Genomic DNA, 20,945 nt, shown 5'->3' on the forward strand with positions numbered 1-20,945 from the left:
CGGACACCCGGAATGAGCACGCCTGGACTTCCTGATCTGCTCGGTGCGCTGAGCGGGGCCACCGGAGGATCGACGCGGACCCAGGGGCAGGCCCCCGGGCCGGATCAGGCGCAGTGCTCACGCAAGGGCTGCCGTGGTGCCGCCGCCTGGAGACTGGAGTGGAACAACCCGAGGATCCACACCCCGGATCGCCGCAAGACCTGGCTGGCCTGTGCCGAGCATCGGGACTGGCTCACCGACTACCTGCAGTCTCGAGGACTGCTCAAGGACGTGCTTCCCCTGGACGCACCGGAAGGACGTGCATGACCGGCACCATGGACCCGGATCAGACCCTGGAGGACCAGGCACCGGCCGCCGAGCGCAAGCCCAAGCTGGACTTCGGGTTCGTGCTCTCGGCCAAGTGGCTGGGTGGGCTGGCGTTCTGCCTGCTCTTCGCCTTCGCCTGCGCCCTGTTGGGACAGTGGCAGATGGACCGCCGCATGGAGGCCGTGGCCGAGATCAACAAGGTGCTGGAGAACTATGACGAGCCCGCCGTTCCCTACTCCGAGGCGCAGGACCTGTTCACCGACTTCCAGCCCCAGGACGAATGGACGCCGGTGGTGCTGCAGGGAGAGTATCTGGAGCAGGACACCCGGATCGTGCGCAACCGGCCGCTCAACGGCCGTCCCGGCTACGAGGCCCTGGTTCCGTTCCGCACGGACACCGGCGAGGTGATCGTGGTCAACCGCGGCTGGCTGCCGATCGGCAACTCCCCGGGTCGCCCGGACACCGTCCCCGCGCCACCCTCCGGTCCTGCTGAGGTGACCGTCCGGGTCAAGCCCGGCGAGCCCACCCTGGACCGCGACGCCCCGGAGGGACAGCTGGCCTCGATCGACCTCGTCGCGTTCGAGGAGTCCGTGGACTACCCGGTGGCCCGGGCCGCCTACGGGCTGCGGGCCGTCGAGGACCCGGCACCGGCCACCTCACCGCAGCTGCCGGCCAAGCCCCCACTGGATGAAGGACCACACCTGTCCTACTCGCTGCAGTGGTTCATGTTCGGCCTGATGAGCTTCGTGGTGTGGGGCTACCTGGTGCGCCAGAAGGCGGTCAACGACCGTGAGGACAGGATCCACGGGTTCACCGAAGAGGACGGATACCTCTCGGCCCACCGCCCCGAGCGCGCCAAGCCGGTGCGGCGCCGCGGAGGGCAGCTCACCGACGAGGAGATCGAAGACGCCCTGGTGGACGCCGGCGAATCCCGCTGACCCCACCGGAACGGATGATCCGGCTGGGGGCCTGGCCGGTCAGGCCAGGGAGATCAGGTCCTGGTACTCCGCGTTCCACAGGTCCTCCACGCCGTCTGGCAGCAGCACCACCCGTTCCGGGTCCAACGCCTCCACGGCGCCTTCATCGTGTGTCACCAGCACCACGGCGCCCTGGTAGGTGCGCAGGGCGTTGAGGATCTCCTGGCGTGAAGCCGGGTCCAGGTTGTTGGTGGGCTCGTCCAGCAGCAGCACGTTGGCCGAGGAGGCCACCAGCGTGGCCAGGGCCAGACGGGTCTTCTCACCGCCGGAGAGCACCCCGGCCGGCTTGTCCACGTCGTCGCCCTGGAACAGGAAGGACCCCAGGATGTTGCGGGCCTCGGTGTCCTTCAGGTCCGGAGCGGCCGTGCGCATGTTCTCCAGCACGGAGCGCTCGGTGTCCAGGGTCTCGTGCTCCTGGGCGTAGTAGCCCAGCTTCAGGCCGTGCCCGGCCACGATCTGGCCGGTGTCCGGCTGCTCCACTCCGGCCAGCATGCGCAGCAGGGTGGTCTTGCCGGCGCCGTTGAAGCCCAGGATGACCACGCGTGAGCCGCGGTCGATGGCCAGGTCCACACCGGCGAAGATCTCCAGGGAGCCGTAGGACTTGGAGAGGTCCTCGCCCATGAGCGGGGTCTTGCCACAGGGTGCCGGCTCGGGGAACCGGATGGCGGCCACCTTGTCCGCGGCCCGCTCCCCCTCCACATCCTTCATCAGTCGCTCGGCCCGTTTGATCATGTTCTGGGCGGCCACAGCCTTGGTCGCCTTGGCCCGCATCTTGTTGGCCTGGTCCATCAGGGCCCCGGCCTTCTTCTCGGCGTTGGCGTACTCGCGGCGGCGGCGGGCTTGGTCCTGCTCGCGCTGGAGCTGGTAGTTCTTCCACCCCATGTTGTACACGTCCATCACCTGACGGTTGGCGTCCAGGTAGAGGACCTTGTTCACCGTCATCTCCATCAGGTCCACATCGTGGCTGATCACGATGAACCCGCCGGGGTAGGACTTCAGGAAGTCCCGCAGCCAGACGATCGAGTCATGGTCCAGGTGGTTCGTGGGCTCATCCAGCAGCAGCACATCGGCATCGGAGAACAGGATCCGGGCCAGCTCCACACGGCGCCGCTGTCCACCGGAGAGGGTCTTCAGGGGCTGCTCGAGGATACGGTCCGGCAGGGCGAGGTTCGCGCAGATCGTCGCCGCCTCAGACTCGGCCGCGTAACCGCCCTGGGAGGTGAACTCGGCCTCGAGCCGAGCGTAGCGGGACATCGCGCGCTCACGGATGGCGTCGTCGGCGTTGGCCATGTCGTCCTCGGCCTGGCGCATGCGGCGGATGGTTTGATCCAGGTCACGTGCGGAGAGGATGCGCTCCCGCGCCGTCTGCTCCATGTCCTCGATCTTGGGGTCCTGCGGCAGGTAGCCGATCGACCCGCGGCGGGTCACCGTCCCGCCGGTGGGCTGTCCGCCGCCGGCCAGGACCTTGGTCAGCGTGGTCTTGCCGGCGCCGTTGCGTCCCACCAGGCCGACCTTGTCCCCCTGGGCCACGCGGAAGGTGACGCCCTCCATCAGGAGTCGTGCTCCGACGCGCAGTTCAAGATCGGTGACGGCAAGCACAGTGAGAGAACTCCTACAGACGATGGGGTCCCGCCTCGGTCGGTGACGCACAACACAGCCGGAGCCGGGCCCGGCCTAGACTGCCGGTGGTGCATTGCGGGACGCGTCCAGTCTACGGGTCGGACCGCAGCACCGTGTCCCGTCGGTGCCGCCGACCTCCGCCCCTGAGCTCAGGAGTCCGTGTGTCCTCATCCGTCCCCGCCCAGCCCCACCGCACCGTGCACGGCGCCTCCGCTCTGCCGGTGCCCACCCAGGTGGCGGTGACCGGAGTGTTCGCGGCGCTGATCGCCGTGGCGGCCATGCTCCCGCCCATCCCGGTCGGCGGCTTCGGCGTCCCGATCACCCTGCAGACCTTCGCGGTGATGCTCACCGGAATCGTCCTCGGTGCCCGGCTGGGCTTCCTGGCCGTGCTGCTCTACCTGGTGGCCGGCCTGGCCGGACTGCCGGTCTTCTCCGGCTTCAGCGGTGGGCTCGGCGTGCTGGCCGGGCCCAGCGCCGGCTACCTGCTGGCCTTCCCGCTGGCCGCTGCATTGGCCGGAGCCCTGACCACGCTGGTGCTGCGCCGCACGGCCGGCCGCGGCTTCGGGCGGTGGGCACTGGTGTTCCTGTCCGCCATGGTGGCCTCCTTCACCTTCGTGCACCCGATGGGCATCGGCGGTATGATGATCGCCCTCGAGCTGGACGTGATCACCGCGCTCGGCGCCGACATGGTCTTCTGGCCCGGCGACGTGCTCAAGAACGTCCTGGCCACCGCGGTGGCCGTCACCCTGTTCCGGGCGTTCCCGGGTCTGGCACAGCGCCGCTGGTGATCTCGGACCGCCTGCCCGCCGCCTCCGCGGGGAGCATCACCTTCCGGCAGGTCGGCGTGGAGGTCCCGACGACGTCCCCCGGGCAGGAGCAGCGCCCCGGCTCCCAGCCGGGCACGGTGCGGATCCTGGAGGGTCTCGATCTGGAGCTGACCGAGGCGCGGGTGTGCGTGATCGGGGCCAACGGCTCAGGCAAGTCCACGCTGATCCGACTGCTCAACGGACTGGTCAGCGGCTCCACCGGGCAGGTCAGTGTGCACGGCCTGGACCCGGCCGTGCAGACCGCCGAGGTCCGCGCCCAGACCGGGTTCGTGTTCACCAATCCGCTGGTCCAGCTGGTCATGCCCACCGCAGGAGAGGACGTGGAGCTCTCCCTGCGGCGGACCCATGCCCGCCGTGCTCAGCGCCGCTCGGCCGCCGCCGATCTGCTGACCGAGTTCGGCCTGGGTGGGCTGGCGGACCGAAGCGTCTACGATCTCTCCGGCGGTCAGCGCCAACGACTGGCCCTGGCCACCGTGCTGGCCACCGACCCCGTCCTGCTGGTGGCCGATGAGCCCACCACCCTGCTGGATCTGGCCTGGACCCTGGATGTGCAGCAGCTGCTCCTGTCCCGTCCGGGCATCGGCCGCTGCCGGCAGCTGGTCTACACCACCCATGACCTGGAGTTCGCCGCGCTGGCGGACCGCTGCCTGGTGATGGACCGTGGCCGAGTGGTCCACGACGCAGCCGGCCCCGATGCGGTGCGCTGGTATCGAGAGCTCGTGCACTCCAGACGGACCGGCCAGGACTGAGGCGCCGTCCATGACCACGTTCGCGCGGCTCTTCGATCACCGCCCTGGTTCCTCCCCGGTGCACCGTGCGCCGCTGGGACTGAAGTACCTGGTGGTCCTGGCCGTCACCGTCCTGGTGGTCTCCTGGAGGGCACCGCTGGTGGCCCTCGCCGCGCTGGCCGTCGTCGTGGTCCTGCACGGTGCGGCGGGTCTGATCGGAGAGTTCCTGGCGCCGCTGCGCAGACTGTGGCCGCTGCTGCTGGTGGTCGGTCTGGCCCGCTGGATCTCGGAGGTCTGGGTGCGCCCGGCCGGACAGGCCGCTGGACCGGACGTGGGCGCAGCCGTGCTGAACGCTGGGGTGGTCGTGGTGGGGGTGTATGCCGCTCTGACCGCTGCGCGGCTGCTGCTGCTGACCACCCCAGGACCGGACCTGTTGGACGGGATGGAACGGTTCTTCGGGCTGTTCCGGCCGCTCGGCGTCCACCCTCAGGCGGCGGCGCTGGCGGTCAACGTGATGGTCCGCTCGATCCCCTGGGTGGGGACCGCCGTCGAGGAGACCTCCGAGGCGCTGGCCGCCCGGGGTGTGCGACGCACCCCACAGAGGCTGATGCTGCCGGTGCTGGTGGCCACGGTGGGATATGCCCGTGCCACAGGAGAGGCGCTGGCCGCTCGAGGGCTGCCGGACGAGCCGGAACACCGCCACCAGGAGGACACGGCGCCCTGATGCCGTTCAGCTCGCTCCCCCACTACACTCAGGCGCATGAGCTTCAACGACAACATCAGACTGGACTCCTCCCGCGTCCGGGACTCTCGCGGTGGTGGAGGCGTGGGCCGGGGCGGTGGCATCGCGATCGGCGGTGGCGCGGGCCTGTTGGTCCTGCTGTTGTCCATCTTCGCCCCGGGGCTGGCCGAGGATCTGGGCCTGACCGGAGGAACCCAGACCCAGCGGCAGCAGCCCAGCGGCCCGCAGGCGATCGACGAGTGCCAGACCGGCGCCGATGCCAACGAGCGGATCGACTGCCGGATCCTGGCCACCGTGGAGTCCGGCGACGCCTTCTGGAAGCCGTACCTGGCCCAGTACCAGGTGCAGTGGCGCGAACCCGGCGTGGAGCTGTTCGCCGGACGGGTGAACACCGCCTGCGGTGCGGCCACCTCCGATGTGGGCCCGTTCTACTGCCCCGGGGATGAGTCCATGTACTACGACACCGAGTTCTTCGATGTGCTCGAGTCCCGGTTCGGCGCCTCCGGCGGACCGCTGGCCGAGGAGTACGTGGTGGCCCACGAGTACGGGCACCACATCCAGAACATCGTGGGCTACCTGCAGTACTCCCAGCAGGGCGGTACCGGCCCCACCTCCGGGGCCGTCCGCGTGGAGCTGCAGGCCGACTGCTACGCCGGCATGTGGGCCGGCCATGCCGCCACCACCACGGATCCCGAGTCAGGCGAGACCTTCCTGCAGGAGGTCACCGAGACCGATCTGCGTGATGCCCTCTCCGCCGCGGCCGCGGTGGGCGACGACCGCATCCAGCAGGCCTCCACGGGCCGGGTGATGCCCGAGGCGTTCACTCACGGCACCTCTGAGCAGCGGATGAAGTGGTTCATGCACGGCTACCAGACCACCGACATCAACCAGTGCAACACCCTGGACCACCCGAATCTGGACCAGCCCTGATCGGCTGACCCCCATCACCGGATCTCCACGGACACTTCGCAGACGAGAACGGGACGTCACCTGGCCAGGTGACGTCCCGTTCTCGTGATGGCGGTCTGATCAGATGTTGAACCCGAGGGCTCGCATCTGGTCGCGGCCGTCGTCGGTGATCCGCTCCGGACCCCACGGCGGCATCCATACCCAGTTCAGTCGCCACTCGTCCACCATGGTGCTGACGGCACGGGAGACCTGGTCCTCGATCTCATCGGTCAGCGGGCAGGCGGCGGTGGTGAGCGTCATGTCGATCAGCAGGGCCCCGTCCTCGGCGTAGTGCACGCCGTAGAGCAGCCCGAGATCGACCACATTCACGCCCAGCTCGGGGTCGATGACGTCCTTGAGCGCCTCCTCGATGTCGTCGAGGGGTGTCTGTGTGTTCTCCGTCATCAGGTTCCTCAGGCTCCGGCCGTGGCGGTCTCGAAGCGGACGTAGCCCTCGTTCTCCAGGCGGTCGGCCAGCTCGGGTCCACCGGACTCGGCCACCTGGCCGTCCACGAAGACGTGCACGTAGTCCGGCTTGATGTAGCGCAGGATCCGGGTGTAGTGGGTGATGAGCAGGGTGCCCATCTGGTTCTGCTCCTGGGCCCGGTTGACGCCCTCAGAGACCACGCGCAGGGCGTCCACGTCCAGGCCGGAGTCGGTCTCGTCCAGGACGGCGAACTTGGGCTTGAACAGCTCCAGCTGCAGGATCTCCACGCGCTTCTTCTCACCGCCGGAGAAGCCCTCGTTCACGTTGCGGTTGGCGAACTCGGGGTTGATCTTCAGCGCCTCCATGGCGGACTTGACGTCCTTGGACCAGTGACGCAGCGAGGGGGCCTCGCCGTCGATCGCGGTCTTGGCGGTGCGCAGGAAGTTGGTCATGGTGACGCCGGGGATCTCCACCGGGTACTGCATGGCCAAGAACAGGCCGGCGCGGGCGCGCTCGTCCACGTCCATCTCCAGGACGTCCTCGCCGTCCAGGGTGATGGAGCCGGAGGTGACCTCGTAGCGGGGGTGGCCGGCGATCGTGGCGGCCAGCGTGGACTTGCCGGAGCCGTTGGGGCCCATGATGGCGTGGGTCTCACCGGTGTTCACGGTCAGGCTCACGCCCTTGAGGATCTCCTTGGGGCCGTTCTCGGTCTCGATCGAGACGTGCAGGTCCTTGATCTCCAGGGTTGACATGCGTGTTCTCCTCACAGGTTCCGTCTCAGGGACGGAGTGGTCTTCAAGTGGTGTGGTTCAGGGGGTGCGGGAGCGGTCTCCCGCGGTCGGAGGCGAGCCTCAGGCGTTGAGCACGGTGGAGGTGTCGACGAACACCTCTCCGTCCTGTTCGGTCAGCGCGTACACGGACACCGGATCGGTGGCGGGCAGCTGGTTGGGCCGTCCGCTCACCAGGTCGAAGGCCGACCCGTGCCCGATGCACTCCAGCGCGCAACCCTCCACGAAGCCGTCCGAGAGCGACACCTCCTCGTGGGAGCAGATGTCGTCCAGGGCGTGCAGGGTGCCGTCGGAGTCGCGGGCCACGGCCACGGGGTGTCCGTCCACCTCGAACCGCTGGACCTCGCCGGGCCCGATCTCGCTGGAGGCGCAGACGCGCTGACCGGCCGCCATCAGAGCTGGGTCACCTCGAGTTCGGTCTCCATGATCTCGGTGAGCTCCTGCTCGACGTCCTCGATCCCGATCTTCTGGATGATCTCGTTGAGGAAGCCGCGCACCACGAGCTTGCGCGCCTCGGACTCGGGGATGCCGCGTGCCATCAGGTAGTACAGCTGCTCCTCGTCGAAGCGGCCGGTGGCCGAGGCGTGCCCGGCACCTTCGATCACGCCGGTCTCGATCTCCAGGTTCGGCACGGAGTCGGCACGGGCACCGTCGGAGAGGAGCAGGTTCTGGTTCTTCTCGTAGGTGTCCGTGCCTTCGGCCTCCTTGCGGATCAGCACGTCCCCGACCCACACGGTGTGAGCGTCCTGGCCCTGCAGCGCGCCCTTGTAGAGCACGTTGGAGGTGCAGTTCGGCACGGCGTGGTCCACGAACAGACGCTGCTCCAGGTGCTGGCCGGCGTCGGCGAAGTACAGGCCGTAGAGCTCGGACTCGGCACCGGGACCGGTGAACCGTGCGGTGGGGGTGAGCCGGACCAGGGAGCCGCCATAGGAGATCGCCACATGCTTGAAGGTGGCGTCCTTGGCCACAGCGGCCTGCTGTGCCGAGGCATGCACGGCGGAGTCCTCCCAGGCCTGGATGCTGGTCACGGTCAGACCGGCCCCGTCCTGGACGTCGAACTCCACGTTCTGGGCCACCACGGCCGAACCGCGGTGGGTGATCACGACGTCGGCGCGGGCATGGGGTCCCACGACCACCAGCAGGTGCTGGGCCGACGCCTCGGCAGCGGTGCCCTCCACGGTGATGCGGATGGGCTCGCCCACCTCGAGCTCGGCGGGCACGGTGACCACGGTGGCCTGCTCGAAGGAGTTCCAGGCGGCGGCGGACACCCGGTCGTCCGGGGTCAGCACGGAGCCCAGGCGGGCATCCTCACGTCCCACGGTCTCCACGGTGATCCCGTCCTGTGCCTGGACCTGCACGGACGGTGCTGTGCCGGTCAGCCGGGACTGGTCGCCGTCGGGAAGGTGCAGGCCGGCCAGACGCTGCAGCGGAGTGAAGCGCCAGTCCTCCTCACGTCCGGTCAGGACCGGGAAGTCGGTCAGTTCGCGGGAGGAGATCCGGTCAGCACGGGAGGTGCCGAAGGCGGCGCGCCCGTCGGCCCCGGAGACCTTCGCGGAGGGGTCCACGTGGGACTCCACCGCACCGGTCTCGGCGGAGCCGGGAACGGTGGCATCGGTGCCAGCGGTCAGCTCGGTGGCCAGCTGCTCACCCTCTTCCCCCATCCCGGGGATGACGGGGGTCCCGGCGCCCTCGGTGGAGAGCTCGTCCAGGGTGATGTTCTGTGTGTCGGTCATATCAGCCCACCGATCCTTCCATCTGCAGCTCGATGAGCTTGTTCAGTTCCAGTGCGTACTCCATCGGCAGCTCACGGGAGATCGGCTCGATGAACCCGCGCACGATCATCGCCATGGCCTCCTGCTCGGACAGCCCGCGGCTCATCAGGTAGAAGAGCTGCTCCTCCGAGACCCGGGAGACCGTGGCCTCATGCCCCAGGGTGACGTCATCCTCGCGGATGTCGATGTACGGGTAGGTGTCTGAGCGGGAGATGGTGTCCACCAGCAGGGCGTCGCAGACCACGGAGTTGGCCGAGTTCTCGGCACCCTCCTTGACCTGGACCAGACCGCGGTACGCCGCCCGGCCGCCGCCGCGCGCCACCGACTTGGAGACGATCGAGGAGGAGGTGTTGGGCGCCAGGTGGACCATCTTGGATCCGGTGTCCTGGTGCTGGTCCTTGCCGGCGAAGGCGATCGAGAGGGTCTCGCCCTTGGCGTGTTCACCGGTGAGGTAGACGGCGGGGTACTTCATGGTGACCTTGGAGCCGATGTTGCCGTCGATCCACTCCATGGTGGCGCCCTCTTCGCAGACGGCGCGCTTGGTCACCAGGTTGTACACGTTGGTGGACCAGTTCTGGATGGTGGTGTAGCGCACGCGGGCGCCCTTCTTGACCACGATCTCCACCACGGCGGAGTGCAGCGAGTCGGACGTGTAGATCGGGGCGGTGCAGCCCTCGATGTAGTGCACGTACGAGTCCTCGTCCGCGATGATCAGGGTGCGCTCGAACTGGCCCATGTTCTCGGTGTTGATTCGGAAGTAGGCCTGCAGCGGGATCTCCACGTGCACGCCCTTGGGGACGTAGACGAAGGAGCCGCCGGACCACACCGAGGTGTTCAGGGAGGCGAACTTGTTGTCGCCCACCGGGATGACGGAGCCGAAGTACTCCTTGAAGATCTCCGGGTGCTCCTTCAGGCCGGTGTCGGTGTCCAGGAAGATCACGCCCTGCTCCTCCAGGTCCTCGCGGATCTGGTGGTACACGACCTCGGACTCGTACTGGGCGGCCACACCGGCAACCAGGCGGGCGCGCTCGGCCTCGGGGATGCCCAGGCGCTCGTAGGTGTTGCGGATGTCCTCGGGCAGGTCCTCCCAGGACTGGGCCTGCTTCTCGGTGGAGCGCACGAAGTACTTGATGTTGTCGAAGTCGATCCCGGAGAGGTCTGCGCCCCAGGTCGGCATCGGCTTGCGGTCGAAGTACTTCAGGCCCTTCAGGCGCAGGTTGAGCATCCACTCGGGCTCGTCCTTCTTGGCCGAGATGTCCCGCACCACGTCCTCGTTCAGGCCGCGGCGGGCGTTGGCGCCGGCGTCGTCGGAATCGGACCAGCCGAACTGGTAGGCGCCGATCGCCTCCAGCTCGGGGTTCTTCTCCAGGATCTCGGAGATGACACCGGGGTCGGTGTCCTCCGTGATCCGATCGGTGATCTGATCGGTCATCTCAACCTCTCTCACTTGCACTTCTGGCAGTTCGGTTCAGTCTTGGGTGGGTCTGGTGGTCGGTGGCCTCCGGCTCAGCCGGTGGCGGTTCCCGACGACGGCCGGTCGGCTCGCGCGGGAGGCTTGCGTCCCAGCGGGACATGGGTGGTGCACACATGCCCACCGGTGGGCATGGTGGACAGGCGCCGCACATCCACGCCGAGCAGGCGGGCGAAGACCTCGGTCTCCTCCTCGCAGAACTCCGGGAACCGTGCGGCGACCTCCTGCAGGGGACAGTGTCCCTGACAGATCTGCGCGGCCCGCATCACCGGCAGTGAGGTCCGGTCTGACTGAGGGGCGTGCCGACGGTCCGGACCGGGTCCGGTGGTGGGCAGACCGGCCAGGCGGATGCTGGCGGCGAAGCCGAGCTCGTCCAGGACCCGTGCCAGCGTGTCCGTCCGCACCTGCAGATCCTGGACGGACTCACCTTGTGCCTCGGCGGCGGTGATCGCCTCGAGGAAGCGGCGCTCCACTTCGGCGAAGCGGTCCTGGGCCACCAGGCGGATCGCCTCGACGCCCTGCATCTGCGCCAGCCGGCCCAGCGCGTCCGTGGCGATGGTGAGGTAGTCGTCGCCCAGATCGGCCTGGCCCTGGTGGCTGACCACATACCGGCGGGATGGACGCCCGGCACCGCGGTTGCCGGCGATCAGCTTGATCTCCACGGTCCCCTCCTCGGAGAGGACGTCCAGGTGCCGACGCACCGCTGCGGCGGTCAGATCCAGCTGACGTCCCACCTCGGCGGCGCTCACCGGCCCGTGCGTGAGCACGACCTGCAGCACCCGCTCACGGGTGCTGTCTCCGGTCAGCACCGCTCCGGTGCCGGTGGGCACACTGGAGTCCGGCGCTGTGCGCGCGACGTCGGGGGAATACACAACTTTATTGTTACCTATTCGGGATACCGGTTCCAAGTGAGGGGACCCTCAGTCGAGGACGATTCCGCTCCCAGCGCAGGCGACCCCCGGGTCTCAGACCGTCGGGCGCGACTTCTACACGACGTAGAACTCAACGCACGCGCGGCTAGACTGTCTCGGTGTCCTCTGTGCCCCCTTCCCCTGCAGCGTCGGTGACGTCCGTGCCGGCCGACCCCGCCGTCACCGGACACCTGCATGCGCAGGGCCCTGCCCCCACCGGTGACGTCCAACTCCAGTTGACGGATGTGCACCACAGCGTGCGCAGCCGCGGTTCCACCGTGGAGATCCTGCGGGGAGTGGAGCTGACCGCCCGCGCAGGCCAGGTCACCGCCCTGCTGGGACCCAATGGAGCCGGCAAGACCACCACCCTGATGGTCGCGCAGGGACTGGAGCGCCCCACCTCCGGCACCGTGCGTCTGCTGGATCAGGATCCTTGGCGGGCTGGCGCGGATCTGCGCAGCCGGGTCGGCGTGATGCTCCAGGACGGCGGAATGCCCCTGGCCGCCACACCGGAGCGACTGCTGCGTCATGTCTGCACCCTGTACCGCGATCCCGTGGACATGCCGCGGCTGATGGAGCGTCTGGGCATCGACGAGTTCGCCCGCCGAGACATTCGGCGCCTCTCGGGCGGTCAGCGCCAGCGCGTCTCGCTCGCCGCCGCGCTGGCAGGGCGGCCCCAGGTGATCTTCCTGGACGAGCCCAGTGCCGGACTCGACCCGGTCTCCCGCCAACTGGTGTTCGAGCTGATCCGCGAACTGCGGGCCTCCGGCATGGCCATCATCCTCACCACACACCTGCTCGATGACGCCCAACGCCTGGCCGACCACGTGGTCCTGCTCCGCCAGGGCCGCGTGGTGCGCCGCGGGACTGTCTCTGAACTGACCTCCACCTCGGAGGCACCGGCCCTGCACTTCCGCGTGGACCGAGCAGTGCCCTCCGTGGCGCTGGATGAGGTGCCTGCGGGGCTGACCGTCCAGGCCGAGCCGGGCCACTCCTCTGCCGGCGGCGGGACGCCGACCGGCAGCTCCTATGTGGTGCACGGTGCCCAGAGACCCTCGGACCTGGAGGCCCTGGCGGCCTGGTGGACCCGTCACGACCTGATGCCCACGGATCTGCATCTGGCCCGCCGGTCCTTGGAGGACGTCTTCCTGGAGGTCACCCCGTGAGCGGTGTCGAGTCCTCGCTGCAGCCCGCGCGCGCAGCCCACGCCCAGCCGCTCGTCCGCCGGGTGCTCTCCCAGGGCGGATACGAGACCTGGACCGCCCTGAAGAACGGCGAGCAGCTGCTCGTCTCGATCATCCTGCCGCTGCTGGCCCTGTTCGGGACCGTCTGGACCGGACTGCTGGACACCCCCACCACTCGAGGGATCGATCTCGCCGCCCCCGGCGTGCTCGCTCTGGCCGTGCTCAGCTCGGCCTTCACCGGCCAGGGGATCGCCACCGCCTTCGAGCGCCGCTACGGGGTGCTGGCCTACCTCTCCACGACTCCCCTGGGGCCGGCCGGCCTCCTGCTGGGCAAGGCTCTGTCCGTCCTGACCCTGCTGACCGTGCAGGTGACCGTGATCGGCGGCGTGGGCCTGGCACTGGGATGGCGTCCTGACCTGGCCGGCATCTCCTGGGCGGCGCTGTTCCTGATCTGCGGTGCGGCGACGTTCACGGCTCTGGGGCTGCTGATCGCTGGGACCACCAAGCCCGAGGCCACCCTGGCGCTGACGAACCTGCTCTGGGTCCTGCTCGGCGCGCTGGGCGGGGCGGTCTTCCCCGTCCCGGACGTGGGCATCTGGTCCGCGCTCGCCGCGTTCCTGCCCTCGGCCGCACTCGGCGACGGCCTGCGTGCAGCCCTCCTGGACGGCACGCTGGACGGACCCGCCCTGCTCATCCTGCTCGGGTGGGCGATCCTGGCCACCCTCGCCGCCGTGAGGTGGTTCCGGTGGCGTTGACCTCACTCGCACCGACCTGTCCTGTCCCCCTGACCCTGAGGAACCTGACGTGACCTCCTCCACCCAGCCTGCCGCCGTCGGGACTGCTCCTGACGTGGACCTGCCGCACGATGCCGCTGTGCCCCGGTCTGCTGAACCCGTGCTGGACGGACCCCGGTGGCTGCCCTCCACCATCACCCGCACCACCTACTGGCTGGCCATCGCCTCGCTGATCTCGGAGATCGGGATCATCGTCACCGGAGGTGCGGTGCGTCTGACCAAGTCCGGCCTGGGCTGCCCTACCTGGCCCAAGTGCACTCCCGAGTCCCTGACCAACACCCCGGAGATGGGCATCCACGGGATCATCGAGTTCGGCAATCGGACCCTGACCTTCGTGCTGGGCTTCATCGCCCTGGCCATGCTCCTGTGGGTCTGGCGGATGCGGCGCAGCCACCCGTCCCTGTTCTGGATGTCCTTTGGCCTGCTGCTGGGCATTCCGGCGCAGGCGGTGGTGGGCGGCATCACCGTGCTGACCCAGCTCAATCCCTGGGTGGTGGCGGGGCACTTCATGGTCTCGGCGACCATGGTGTGCGTGGCCACGCTGCTGGTCAGCCGCGTGGGCCTGGAGTGGCGGGTCCGCTCCGAGTCCGGCACACCGCCGCAGCCGGTGGACGGCCCGACGACGCCGCTGTCCCGCGGTCTGGCCTGGATCGTGTTCATCTCCGGCTGGGCCGCGGTCTATCTGGGCACCGTGGTGACCGGCACCGGCCCACACGGCGGTGACGCCACCGCGCCCCGGCACGACTTCGACCCGTTGATCGTCACGCGCATCCACGTGGTGCCGGTGTACATCATGGTGGCCGCCGCGGTGCTGCTGATGATCGTGGTACTGCGCCAGGACTCCTCCCGGGGGCAGCGGATGTCGACCGTCCGCGTGCTGATGGTGGTGCTCTTCCAGGGCCTGATCGGGTACGTCCAGCACTTCAACGGTCTGCCCATCCTGCTGGTCCTGCTCCACATGCTGGGGGCCGCGCTGATCGTCTGGGCCATGACGAATGCGCTGGACCGTCAGCGCTCCACGTACACGGCCCGCGTGGCTGAGGCCGTGGAGGCCGGTCCCGAGCAGATGGCCCAGGCCCGGGCGTAGAAGCCCCGGGCCCCCGGGCATGCTCCGGGGAGGGCAGCGGAGCACAGACGAGACAGGCCGACCGGAACGATCCGGTCGGCCTGTCCTGGGTCCGGGACTGTGTGGGAGTGCCGGGTCAGTGGATGACGCCGGGCACCGGCATCAGCGGCGAGCCCACGAAGGGATCCACCGCCAGGGCGACGAACAGCAGCGTCAGATAGGTGATGGACAGGTGGAAGACCTTCATGGCCTTCTTGTCCGTGAAGTCCGGCTTCTGGGCTTCGCGGTAGAGCACATGGCACTCGTAGATGAACCAGGCGCCGGTGGCCACCGCGGTGGCCGTGTAGACGATGCCGGCCCAGCCCATGGGCACCAGCAGCAACGAGCAGGCCACGGTGGCCCAGGCGTACAGCACCACCTGGCTGGAGACCACGCGGGCGGAGGCCACGGCCCCGAGCATGGGCACCTCGGCGTTCTGGTAGTCCAGCTTGTACTTCAGCGACAGCGGCCAGTAGTGCGGCGGGGTCCAGAGGAAGATGATCAGGAACAGCACCACGGCGGGCCATTCCACGGTCTCCCGGACGGCGGCCCAGGCGATCAGGACCGGGAAGCAGCCGGCGATCCCGCCCCAGACGATGTTCTGCTCGGTGCGCCGCTTGAGCACCAGGCTGTAGACCACCACGTAGAAGAAGATGGCGCCGGCCCCCAGCAGGCCTGCCAGCAGGTTGGCACCGAAGGTCAGGATGGCCAGGGAGAGCACCGTGAGGACCCAGGAGAAGACCAGCGCCTCGCGCGGCGTCACCTCACCGGTGACCAGCGGACGGTTCTCGGTCCGCTTCATGACGCGGTCGATGTCCCGGTCGATGTAGCAGTTGAAGGCCCCTGAGGCACCGGCTGCCAGTGCACCGCCGACCATGGTGGCGACCATGGTCAGGATGTCTGGGAATCCCCGCTGGGCGAAGATCATGGTGGGAAGCGTGGTGACCAGCAACAGCTCGATCACCCGCGGCTTGGTCAGGGCGAGGTAGGCCGCGGCCTTCCGCTTGAACCCGATGCCCTGGCGCACCGTGGCGTCAGCCGCGTGCTCCGGAGTGCCGGTGGTGGGTGCGTCAAGGGAGGTGGGCATCTACTTCTCACGGTTCGAAGGCAGGAACAGGACAGAGGGCAGGGAACAGCCCATATACAGAGTCCAGTGTACCGCCGAAGGTCATCTGGAACCGGCATCGCGTCAGACCCGGACCCAGACCACCCTGATCGGGCTAAGCTGGCAGAGGCCGCCAGCGGCCTGCCCTGGACGGCTCAGTCGCCAGATCCGGGGCTCCGTCTCGACCCGTCAGGAGCATCACTGTGACCTCAGCCCCGGCAACTCCCACCGACGAGAAGGCCCTGGACCGGACCCGTCCGGCCCGTGAGTACACCTACTCCGATCAGGATCGCCGGGCCGTGGACACTCTCCGCGTGCTGGCCGCCGACGCGGTGGAGAAGGTCGGGAACGGACACCCCGGCACGGCCATCTCGCTGGCCCCAGTGGCCTGGCAGCTGTTCCAGAACGTCATGCACCTCGACCCGACGGACCCCCAGTGGGCCGGACGCGACCGTTTCATCCTCTCCGCCGGCCACACCTCGCTGACCCAGTACCTACAGCTGTTCGCCGCCGGCGCAGGTCTGGAGCTGGAGGACCTGGAGTCTCTGCGCACCTGGGGTTCGAAGACTCCCGGCCACCCGGAGCACGGCCACACTGACGGCGTGGAGATCACCACCGGACCGCTCGGACAGGGCCTGGCCTCCGCCGTGGGCTTCGCCTATGCCCAGCGCCGACTCCGTGGACTGCTGGACCCGGAGGCGGCCCCGGGCACCAGTCCCTGGGACCACCACGTGTTCGTCATCGCCTCAGACGGTGACATGCAGGAGGGCGTCACCTCGGAGGCCTCCTCCTTGGCCGGGCACCAGCAGCTGGGCAACCTCGTGGTGATCTACGACGACAACGAGATCTCCATCGAGGACGACACCAAGGTCGCCTTCAGCGAAGACGTCTCCGCGCGTTACGAGGCCTACGGCTGGCATGTCCAGCGCGTGGACTGGACAGCCTCCGGCGACTACATGGAGGACACCGAACAGCTGTACCGGGCCCTGGAGTCGGCCAAGGCCGAGACCGGGCGTCCGTCCCTGATCAGTCTGCGCACCATCATCGGCTGGCCCTCGCCCACCAAGCAGGACACCGGTGGCATCCACGGCTCCAAGCTCGGCTCTGAGGAGCTGCGCGGCCTGAAGGAGATTCTGGGCTTCGACCCGGAGGCCTCCTTCCAGATCGAGGACGAGGTCCTGGCACATGCACGCAGCATCGCTGGGCGTTCAGCCGAGTACCGCGCTCAGTGGGAGCAGGCCTACCAGCAGTGGCGCACCGACCGCCCTGAGGCGGCTGATCTGTACGACCGCCTGAAGGATCGCCGTCTGCCCGACGGGTTCGCGCAGGCCTTCCCCCGGTTCGAGGCCGACTTCGGTCCTGAGGCCACGGGCCTGGCCACCCGTGCCGCCTCCGGCAAGGTGCTGTCCGCGCTGGCGCCGGTGATGCCTGAGCTCTGGGGCGGTTCGGCTGACCTGGCCGGGTCCAACAACACCACCATGGACGGCGAATCCTCCTTCATCCCTGCCGAGGCTCAGACGGACACCTGGAGCGGTGGCCCCTACGGCCGCACCCTGCACTTCGGCATCCGCGAGCACGCCGCCGGAGCCATCGTGAACGGGATCTCCCTGGGATCTCTGCTGCGCGCCTACTCCGGCACGTTCCTGATCTTCTCGGACTATCAGCGACCGGCCATCCGGATCGGGGCACTGATGTCCACCCCGGCCATCTATGTGTGGACGCACGACTCCATCGGCCTGGGCGAGGACGGTCCTACCCACCAGCCGGTGGAGCAGCTGGCCAGCCTGCGGGCGATCCCCGGACTCGACGTGGTCCGTCCGGCCGATGCCAACGAGGTCTCCTGGGCCTGGCGGACGATCCTGGAGAACACCACCCATCCGGCCGGCATCGTGCTGTCCCGCCAGAACCTCCCGGTGTTCCCCCGTGATGAGCAGGGCTTCGCCTCGGCCGAGGGCACGGCGCGGGGAGCCTACGTGCTCCTGGACGCCACCGATGCCAGGGGCTCGGTCGTCGAGCCCCGGGCCATCCTGATCGGCACCGGATCCGAGGTGCAGCTGGCCGTCGAGGCCCGCGATGCCCTGCAGGCCGAAGGTGTCCCCACCCGTGTGGTCTCGGCCCCGTGCCTGGAATGGTTCGACGCCCAGGACGAGGACTACCGCCGCTCGGTGCTGGGCGACCTGACCTCCCTGGACGGGCCGGTCCGGGTCTCCGTGGAGGCGGGGGTCTCCCAGGGCTGGATGAAGTACACCGGCTTCCGCGGTGCCCAGGTCTCCCTGGAGCACTTCGGAGCCTCCGCCGACTACCAGACCCTGTACCGCGAGTTCGGCATCACCGCTGACGCGGTGGCCCAGGCCGTGCGCGACCTCACGGCCAGCGCGTTCTGACCGGTCTGCGCGCCCAGCCGATCCGATCACCTCAGGAGCACACCATGACGGAGCAGAACCAGAACACCCAGGCACTGGCCGAGGCCGGTGTGTCCATCTGGCTCGACGACCTCTCGCGCCACCGCATCACCTCAGGCAACCTCCAGGAGCTGATCCAGACACGCTCCGTGACCGGCGTGACCACCAATCCCTCCATCTTCGCCGCGGCGTTGAAGGACGGCGGTCCGTACCGCGAGCAGCTCCAGGAGCTCGCCCGGGAGGGAGTCGATGTGGAACGCGCCGTCTTCGAGCTGACCACTCGAGACGTGCGTGAGGCCTGCGATGTGTTCGCACCCGTCCACCAGCAGACCGATGGTGTGGACGGACGCGTGTCCATCGAGGTGGACCCGCGCTCTGCCCGCGAGGCCGAGGCCACGGTGAGCGAGGCACGCGAGCTGGCGGCCGCCGTCGGGCGAGACAATGTGCTGATCAAGATCCCGGCGACCACTGAGGGGCTGGAGGCCATCACCGCCGTGCTGGCCGAGGGCATCAGCGTGAACGTCACGCTGATCTTCTCCCTCACCCGGTACCGCGAGGTCCTCAACGCCTGGCTGCTCGGCCTGGAGCAGGCCCTGGCGGCCGGACACGCGCTGAAGGACATCCACTCCGTGGCCAGCTTCTTCGTCTCCCGTGTGGACACGGAGGTCGACCGCCGTCTGGACGCCTCGTCATCCCCCGGAGCCGGCGACCTGCGCGGCCTGGCGGGACTGGCCAACGCCAGGCTCGCGTACCGCATCTTCACCGACACCCTGGACACCGAACGATGGCGTCTGCTCGCCGACGCCGGAGCCCGGCCGCAGCGTCCCCTCTGGGCCTCGACCGGCACCAAGGACCCGGCCCTGCCGGACACGCTCTACGTGACCGGACTGGTGGCTCCCGGCACGGTGAACACCATGCCCGAGAAGACCCTGGAGGCCCTCGCCGACCACGGCGTCGTCCAGGGGGACACCATCAGCTCTGCCTATGAGACCTCGGATCGGATCCTGGACTCCGTGGGCCATGCTGGGGTGGACTACCAGGACGTGGTGCGGACCCTGGAGGACGAGGGTCTGCAGAAGTTCGTGGACAGCTGGCAGGAGCTGCTGCAGACCGTCCGCACCGCCCTGGACCAGCACCGTTCGACCACCTGACCACCGACGACGTCGATGCCGTTGACCAGACCCCTCTGAAGGAGACCCTCATGAGCTCGCTTGGACTGCAGGCCACCGGAGCCGCCCTGGAGGCGGTGGACCGGCACGTGCCGACCCTGGTGGAGGACCGCGTGGCCAGTCGACTCGCGCAGAAGGACCACACCCTGTGGGGGCCTGCTGCGGAGGAGGAGGCGTCCCAGCGTCTGGGCTGGATGGACCTGATCGAGGACTCCAGGGCCTTGCTGCCTCAGATCGAGCAGCTGCGCCGGGAGCTCCAGAACGAGGGCATCACCCGGATCGTCCTGGCGGGAATGGGCGGTTCGTCCCTGGCGCCTGAGGTCATCGCGGCCACCGCGGGCCGGGAGCTGACGGTCCTGGACTCCACCGACCCGGAGATGGTGGGCAACGTGCTGGCGGCCGACATCCAGCAGACCGCACTGGTGGTCTCCTCCAAGTCCGGATCGACGGTGGAGACCGACTCCCAGCGTCGGGTCTTCGAGCAGGCCTTCACCGACGCCGGGCTGACGGCCGGTCGTCACATGATCGTGGTCACCGATCCCGGCTCACCGCTCGAGCAGACGGCCACGGAGGCCGGCTACCGTCAGGTCTTCACCGCCGATCCCACCGTGGGTGGCCGGTACTCCGCGCTGACGGCGTTCGGGCTGGTCCCCACCGGGCTGGCTGGCGTGGACGTGGCCGCTCTGCTGGACGACGCCGAAGAGGCCATGGAGATGCTCCGAGACGACGACGTGGACAACCTGGGCCTGCAGCTCGGCGCCGCGCTCGGTGGGACCACTCCCCTGCGGAACAAGCTGATCTTCTCGGACGAGGGCTCCGGCATCCCCGGTTTCGCCGACTGGGCCGAGCAGCTGATTGCGGAGTCCACCGGCAAGGAGGGCACCGGTGTCCTCCCCGTGGTGGTGCACGCCGGCGATCCTGAGACCCAGTCTCCACTGGCGGAGGCCGCCGATCTGCTCCAGGTGCGCCTCGTCGCCGGCCCCGAGGACCGGGACGACGAGGAGTCCCTGGAACCCCGGACCGGAGACCATGCGATCGAGGTGTTCGGCTCACTCGGAGCCCAACTGATCCTGTGGGAGTTCGCCACGGCCGTGGCCGGGCGCCTGTTGGGCATCAACCCCTTCGACCAGCCTGACGTCGAGTCGGCCAAGGCCGCCGCTCGTGGCCTGTTGGACAGCCCCGCTGAGCAGTCCCCCGCCGATCGCACGCTGAACGGGATGGACCTGCGCGGTCCAGCCGACATCATCGACGCCGAGGACCTGGCCTCTGTGCTGCGCGGCGTGGCCCAGGCCGTGCCCGCCGACGGCTACCTGTCCATCCAGGTCTACCTGGACCGGCTGGGCATGGCCGAGGTGGAGCAGCTGCGTCCCGCTCTCGCGTCCCTCGCCGGGCGTCCCGTCACCTTCGGCTGGGGGCCACGGTTCCTGCACTCCACCGGTCAGTACCACAAGGGCGGTCCCGCCCACGGCGTGGTGCTGCAGATCACCGCAGACTCGGACACGGACCTGGAGATCCCCGGCCGTCCCTTCACCTTCGGCACGCTGATCGCCGCTCAGGCCGCCGGTGACGCCTCGGTCCTGCGAGAGGCCGGACTGACGGTGGTGCAGGTGCACCTGACGGACCGCCGCGCCGGTGTGGCCGAGCTGCTGGGCGCCGTGAGCAGTGCCTGA

The 20,945-nt window shown here is 69.0% G+C and carries 20 protein-coding genes; 12 read left to right on the plus strand and 8 right to left on the minus strand.

Annotated elements, in window-relative coordinates; all coding sequences use genetic code 11:
- The first annotated feature begins 12 nt into the window (after positions 1-12).
- The gene (locus tag BM355_RS07845) at positions 13-306 is read left to right on the plus strand and encodes a hypothetical protein (protein ID WP_245760667.1); all 294 of its coding nucleotides are present in this window, start codon (positions 13-15) and stop codon (positions 304-306) included.
- Positions 303-1,244 (plus strand): SURF1 family cytochrome oxidase biogenesis protein, encoded by a 942-nt coding sequence (locus tag BM355_RS07850; RefSeq protein WP_245760668.1) that lies wholly within the window; start codon positions 303-305, stop codon positions 1,242-1,244. The genes BM355_RS07845 and BM355_RS07850 overlap by 4 nt, the downstream gene beginning before the upstream one ends.
- A gap of 39 nt (positions 1,245-1,283) precedes the next feature.
- Here the strand turns inward: BM355_RS07850 and BM355_RS07855 are convergent, their stop codons facing one another.
- The gene (locus BM355_RS07855) at positions 1,284-2,882 is read right to left on the minus strand and encodes an ABC-F family ATP-binding cassette domain-containing protein (RefSeq protein ID WP_091696953.1); all 1,599 of its coding nucleotides are present in this window, start codon (positions 2,880-2,882) and stop codon (positions 1,284-1,286) included.
- A 182-nt stretch (positions 2,883-3,064) separates the two neighbouring features.
- Here BM355_RS07855 and BM355_RS07860 point away from each other — a divergent pair, with 182 nt between their 5' ends.
- The 4 genes from BM355_RS07860 to ypfJ are packed head-to-tail and all read left to right on the plus strand — an operon-like array spanning position 3,065 to position 6,130.
- Entirely contained in the window at positions 3,065-3,691 is a 627-nt protein-coding gene (locus BM355_RS07860; RefSeq protein ID WP_245760669.1) for a biotin transporter BioY, read from the plus strand.
- Complete coding sequence (locus tag BM355_RS07865) at positions 3,688-4,479, plus strand: energy-coupling factor ABC transporter ATP-binding protein (protein WP_245760670.1); 792 nt, start codon at positions 3,688-3,690, stop codon at positions 4,477-4,479. The genes BM355_RS07860 and BM355_RS07865 overlap by 4 nt, the downstream gene beginning before the upstream one ends.
- Before the next feature lie 10 nt (positions 4,480-4,489).
- Positions 4,490-5,182, plus strand: coding sequence for a CbiQ family ECF transporter T component (locus BM355_RS07870; RefSeq protein ID WP_177227890.1), 693 nt, complete (start codon positions 4,490-4,492; stop codon positions 5,180-5,182).
- Positions 5,183-5,218: 36 nt separating this feature from the next.
- Positions 5,219-6,130, plus strand: a complete 912-nt coding sequence (gene ypfJ, locus BM355_RS07875) for a KPN_02809 family neutral zinc metallopeptidase (RefSeq protein WP_091696958.1) — start codon at positions 5,219-5,221, stop codon at positions 6,128-6,130.
- A gap of 99 nt (positions 6,131-6,229) precedes the next feature.
- Here ypfJ and BM355_RS07880 read toward each other — a convergent pair whose 3' ends face one another.
- From BM355_RS07880 to BM355_RS07905, 6 genes are all read right to left on the minus strand, one after another.
- Positions 6,230-6,553, minus strand: a complete 324-nt coding sequence (locus BM355_RS07880) for a metal-sulfur cluster assembly factor (RefSeq protein WP_091696960.1) — start codon at positions 6,551-6,553, stop codon at positions 6,230-6,232.
- Between the two features lie 8 nt (positions 6,554-6,561).
- Positions 6,562-7,326, minus strand: a complete 765-nt coding sequence (gene sufC / locus BM355_RS07885) for a Fe-S cluster assembly ATPase SufC (protein WP_091696963.1) — start codon at positions 7,324-7,326, stop codon at positions 6,562-6,564.
- Positions 7,327-7,425: 99 nt separating this feature from the next.
- Positions 7,426-7,755, minus strand: a complete 330-nt coding sequence (locus BM355_RS07890; RefSeq protein WP_091696966.1) for a non-heme iron oxygenase ferredoxin subunit — start codon at positions 7,753-7,755, stop codon at positions 7,426-7,428.
- Positions 7,755-9,095: a Fe-S cluster assembly protein SufD gene (gene sufD / locus BM355_RS07895; protein ID WP_091696967.1), complete on the minus strand. Its 1,341-nt coding sequence runs from the start codon at positions 9,093-9,095 to the stop codon at positions 7,755-7,757. Before sufD ends, BM355_RS07890 begins: the two co-directional genes overlap by 1 nt.
- 1 nt (position 9,096) lies before the next feature.
- On the minus strand, positions 9,097-10,566 hold the full coding sequence (gene sufB, locus BM355_RS07900; RefSeq protein ID WP_091696969.1) for a Fe-S cluster assembly protein SufB: 1,470 nt from the start codon (positions 10,564-10,566) through the stop codon (positions 9,097-9,099).
- A gap of 74 nt (positions 10,567-10,640) precedes the next feature.
- Positions 10,641-11,477: a helix-turn-helix transcriptional regulator gene (locus tag BM355_RS07905; protein ID WP_245760671.1), complete on the minus strand. Its 837-nt coding sequence runs from the start codon at positions 11,475-11,477 to the stop codon at positions 10,641-10,643.
- Between the two features lie 158 nt (positions 11,478-11,635).
- On the opposite strand from BM355_RS07905, the gene BM355_RS07910 reads away from it, so the two are divergent.
- The 3 genes from BM355_RS07910 to BM355_RS07920 all read left to right on the plus strand — a co-directional run bounded on the left by BM355_RS07910 (position 11,636) and on the right by BM355_RS07920 (position 14,581).
- Entirely contained in the window at positions 11,636-12,682 is a 1,047-nt protein-coding gene (locus BM355_RS07910; protein WP_245760672.1) for an ABC transporter ATP-binding protein, read from the plus strand.
- The gene (locus BM355_RS07915) at positions 12,679-13,455 is read left to right on the plus strand and encodes an ABC transporter permease (RefSeq protein ID WP_091696975.1); all 777 of its coding nucleotides are present in this window, start codon (positions 12,679-12,681) and stop codon (positions 13,453-13,455) included. Before BM355_RS07910 ends, BM355_RS07915 begins: the two co-directional genes overlap by 4 nt.
- Positions 13,456-13,573: 118 nt before the next feature.
- A complete protein-coding gene (locus BM355_RS07920; protein WP_091697134.1) occupies positions 13,574-14,581 on the plus strand; it encodes a COX15/CtaA family protein in 1,008 nt (335 codons plus the stop codon).
- A gap of 115 nt (positions 14,582-14,696) precedes the next feature.
- On the opposite strand, the gene BM355_RS07925 is transcribed toward BM355_RS07920, so the two are convergent.
- Positions 14,697-15,686, minus strand: coding sequence for a heme o synthase (locus tag BM355_RS07925; RefSeq protein ID WP_091696976.1), 990 nt, complete (start codon positions 15,684-15,686; stop codon positions 14,697-14,699).
- A 221-nt stretch (positions 15,687-15,907) separates the two neighbouring features.
- Between BM355_RS07925 and tkt the strand changes: the two genes are divergently transcribed.
- The 3 genes from tkt to BM355_RS07940 are packed head-to-tail and all read left to right on the plus strand — an operon-like array spanning position 15,908 to position 20,945.
- Entirely contained in the window at positions 15,908-18,088 is a 2,181-nt protein-coding gene (gene tkt, locus BM355_RS07930) for a transketolase (protein ID WP_091696978.1), read from the plus strand.
- A gap of 44 nt (positions 18,089-18,132) precedes the next feature.
- Positions 18,133-19,257: a transaldolase gene (gene tal, locus BM355_RS07935; RefSeq protein ID WP_091696981.1), complete on the plus strand. Its 1,125-nt coding sequence runs from the start codon at positions 18,133-18,135 to the stop codon at positions 19,255-19,257.
- A gap of 50 nt (positions 19,258-19,307) precedes the next feature.
- Positions 19,308-20,945, plus strand: coding sequence for a glucose-6-phosphate isomerase (locus tag BM355_RS07940; RefSeq protein ID WP_091696984.1), 1,638 nt, complete (start codon positions 19,308-19,310; stop codon positions 20,943-20,945).

The sequence above is a fragment of the Micrococcus terreus genome, from assembly GCF_900116905.1.
Taxonomy (GTDB): Bacteria; Actinomycetota; Actinomycetes; order Actinomycetales; family Micrococcaceae; genus Citricoccus; species Citricoccus terreus.

What these genes read in the sequence shown, in the direction of transcription:
- BM355_RS07845 (WP_245760667.1), top strand. Translation starts at nt 13, where the DNA reads ATGAGCACGCCTGGACTTCCTGATCTGCTCGGTGCGCTGAGCGGGGCC.
- BM355_RS07850 (WP_245760668.1), top strand. Translation starts at nt 303, where the DNA reads ATGACCGGCACCATGGACCCGGATCAGACCCTGGAGGACCAGGCACCG.
- BM355_RS07870 (WP_177227890.1), top strand. Translation starts at nt 4,490, where the DNA reads ATGACCACGTTCGCGCGGCTCTTCGATCACCGCCCTGGTTCCTCCCCG.
- ypfJ (WP_091696958.1), top strand. Translation starts at nt 5,219, where the DNA reads ATGAGCTTCAACGACAACATCAGACTGGACTCCTCCCGCGTCCGGGAC.
- BM355_RS07880 (WP_091696960.1), bottom strand. Translation starts at nt 6,553, where the DNA reads ATGACGGAGAACACACAGACACCCCTCGACGACATCGAGGAGGCGCTC.
- sufC (WP_091696963.1), bottom strand. Translation starts at nt 7,326, where the DNA reads ATGTCAACCCTGGAGATCAAGGACCTGCACGTCTCGATCGAGACCGAG.
- BM355_RS07890 (WP_091696966.1), bottom strand. Translation starts at nt 7,755, where the DNA reads ATGGCGGCCGGTCAGCGCGTCTGCGCCTCCAGCGAGATCGGGCCCGGC.
- sufD (WP_091696967.1), bottom strand. Translation starts at nt 9,095, where the DNA reads ATGACCGACACACAGAACATCACCCTGGACGAGCTCTCCACCGAGGGC.
- sufB (WP_091696969.1), bottom strand. Translation starts at nt 10,566, where the DNA reads ATGACCGATCAGATCACCGATCGGATCACGGAGGACACCGACCCCGGT.
- BM355_RS07925 (WP_091696976.1), bottom strand. Translation starts at nt 15,686, where the DNA reads ATGCCCACCTCCCTTGACGCACCCACCACCGGCACTCCGGAGCACGCG.
- tal (WP_091696981.1), top strand. Translation starts at nt 18,133, where the DNA reads ATGACGGAGCAGAACCAGAACACCCAGGCACTGGCCGAGGCCGGTGTG.
- BM355_RS07940 (WP_091696984.1), top strand. Translation starts at nt 19,308, where the DNA reads ATGAGCTCGCTTGGACTGCAGGCCACCGGAGCCGCCCTGGAGGCGGTG.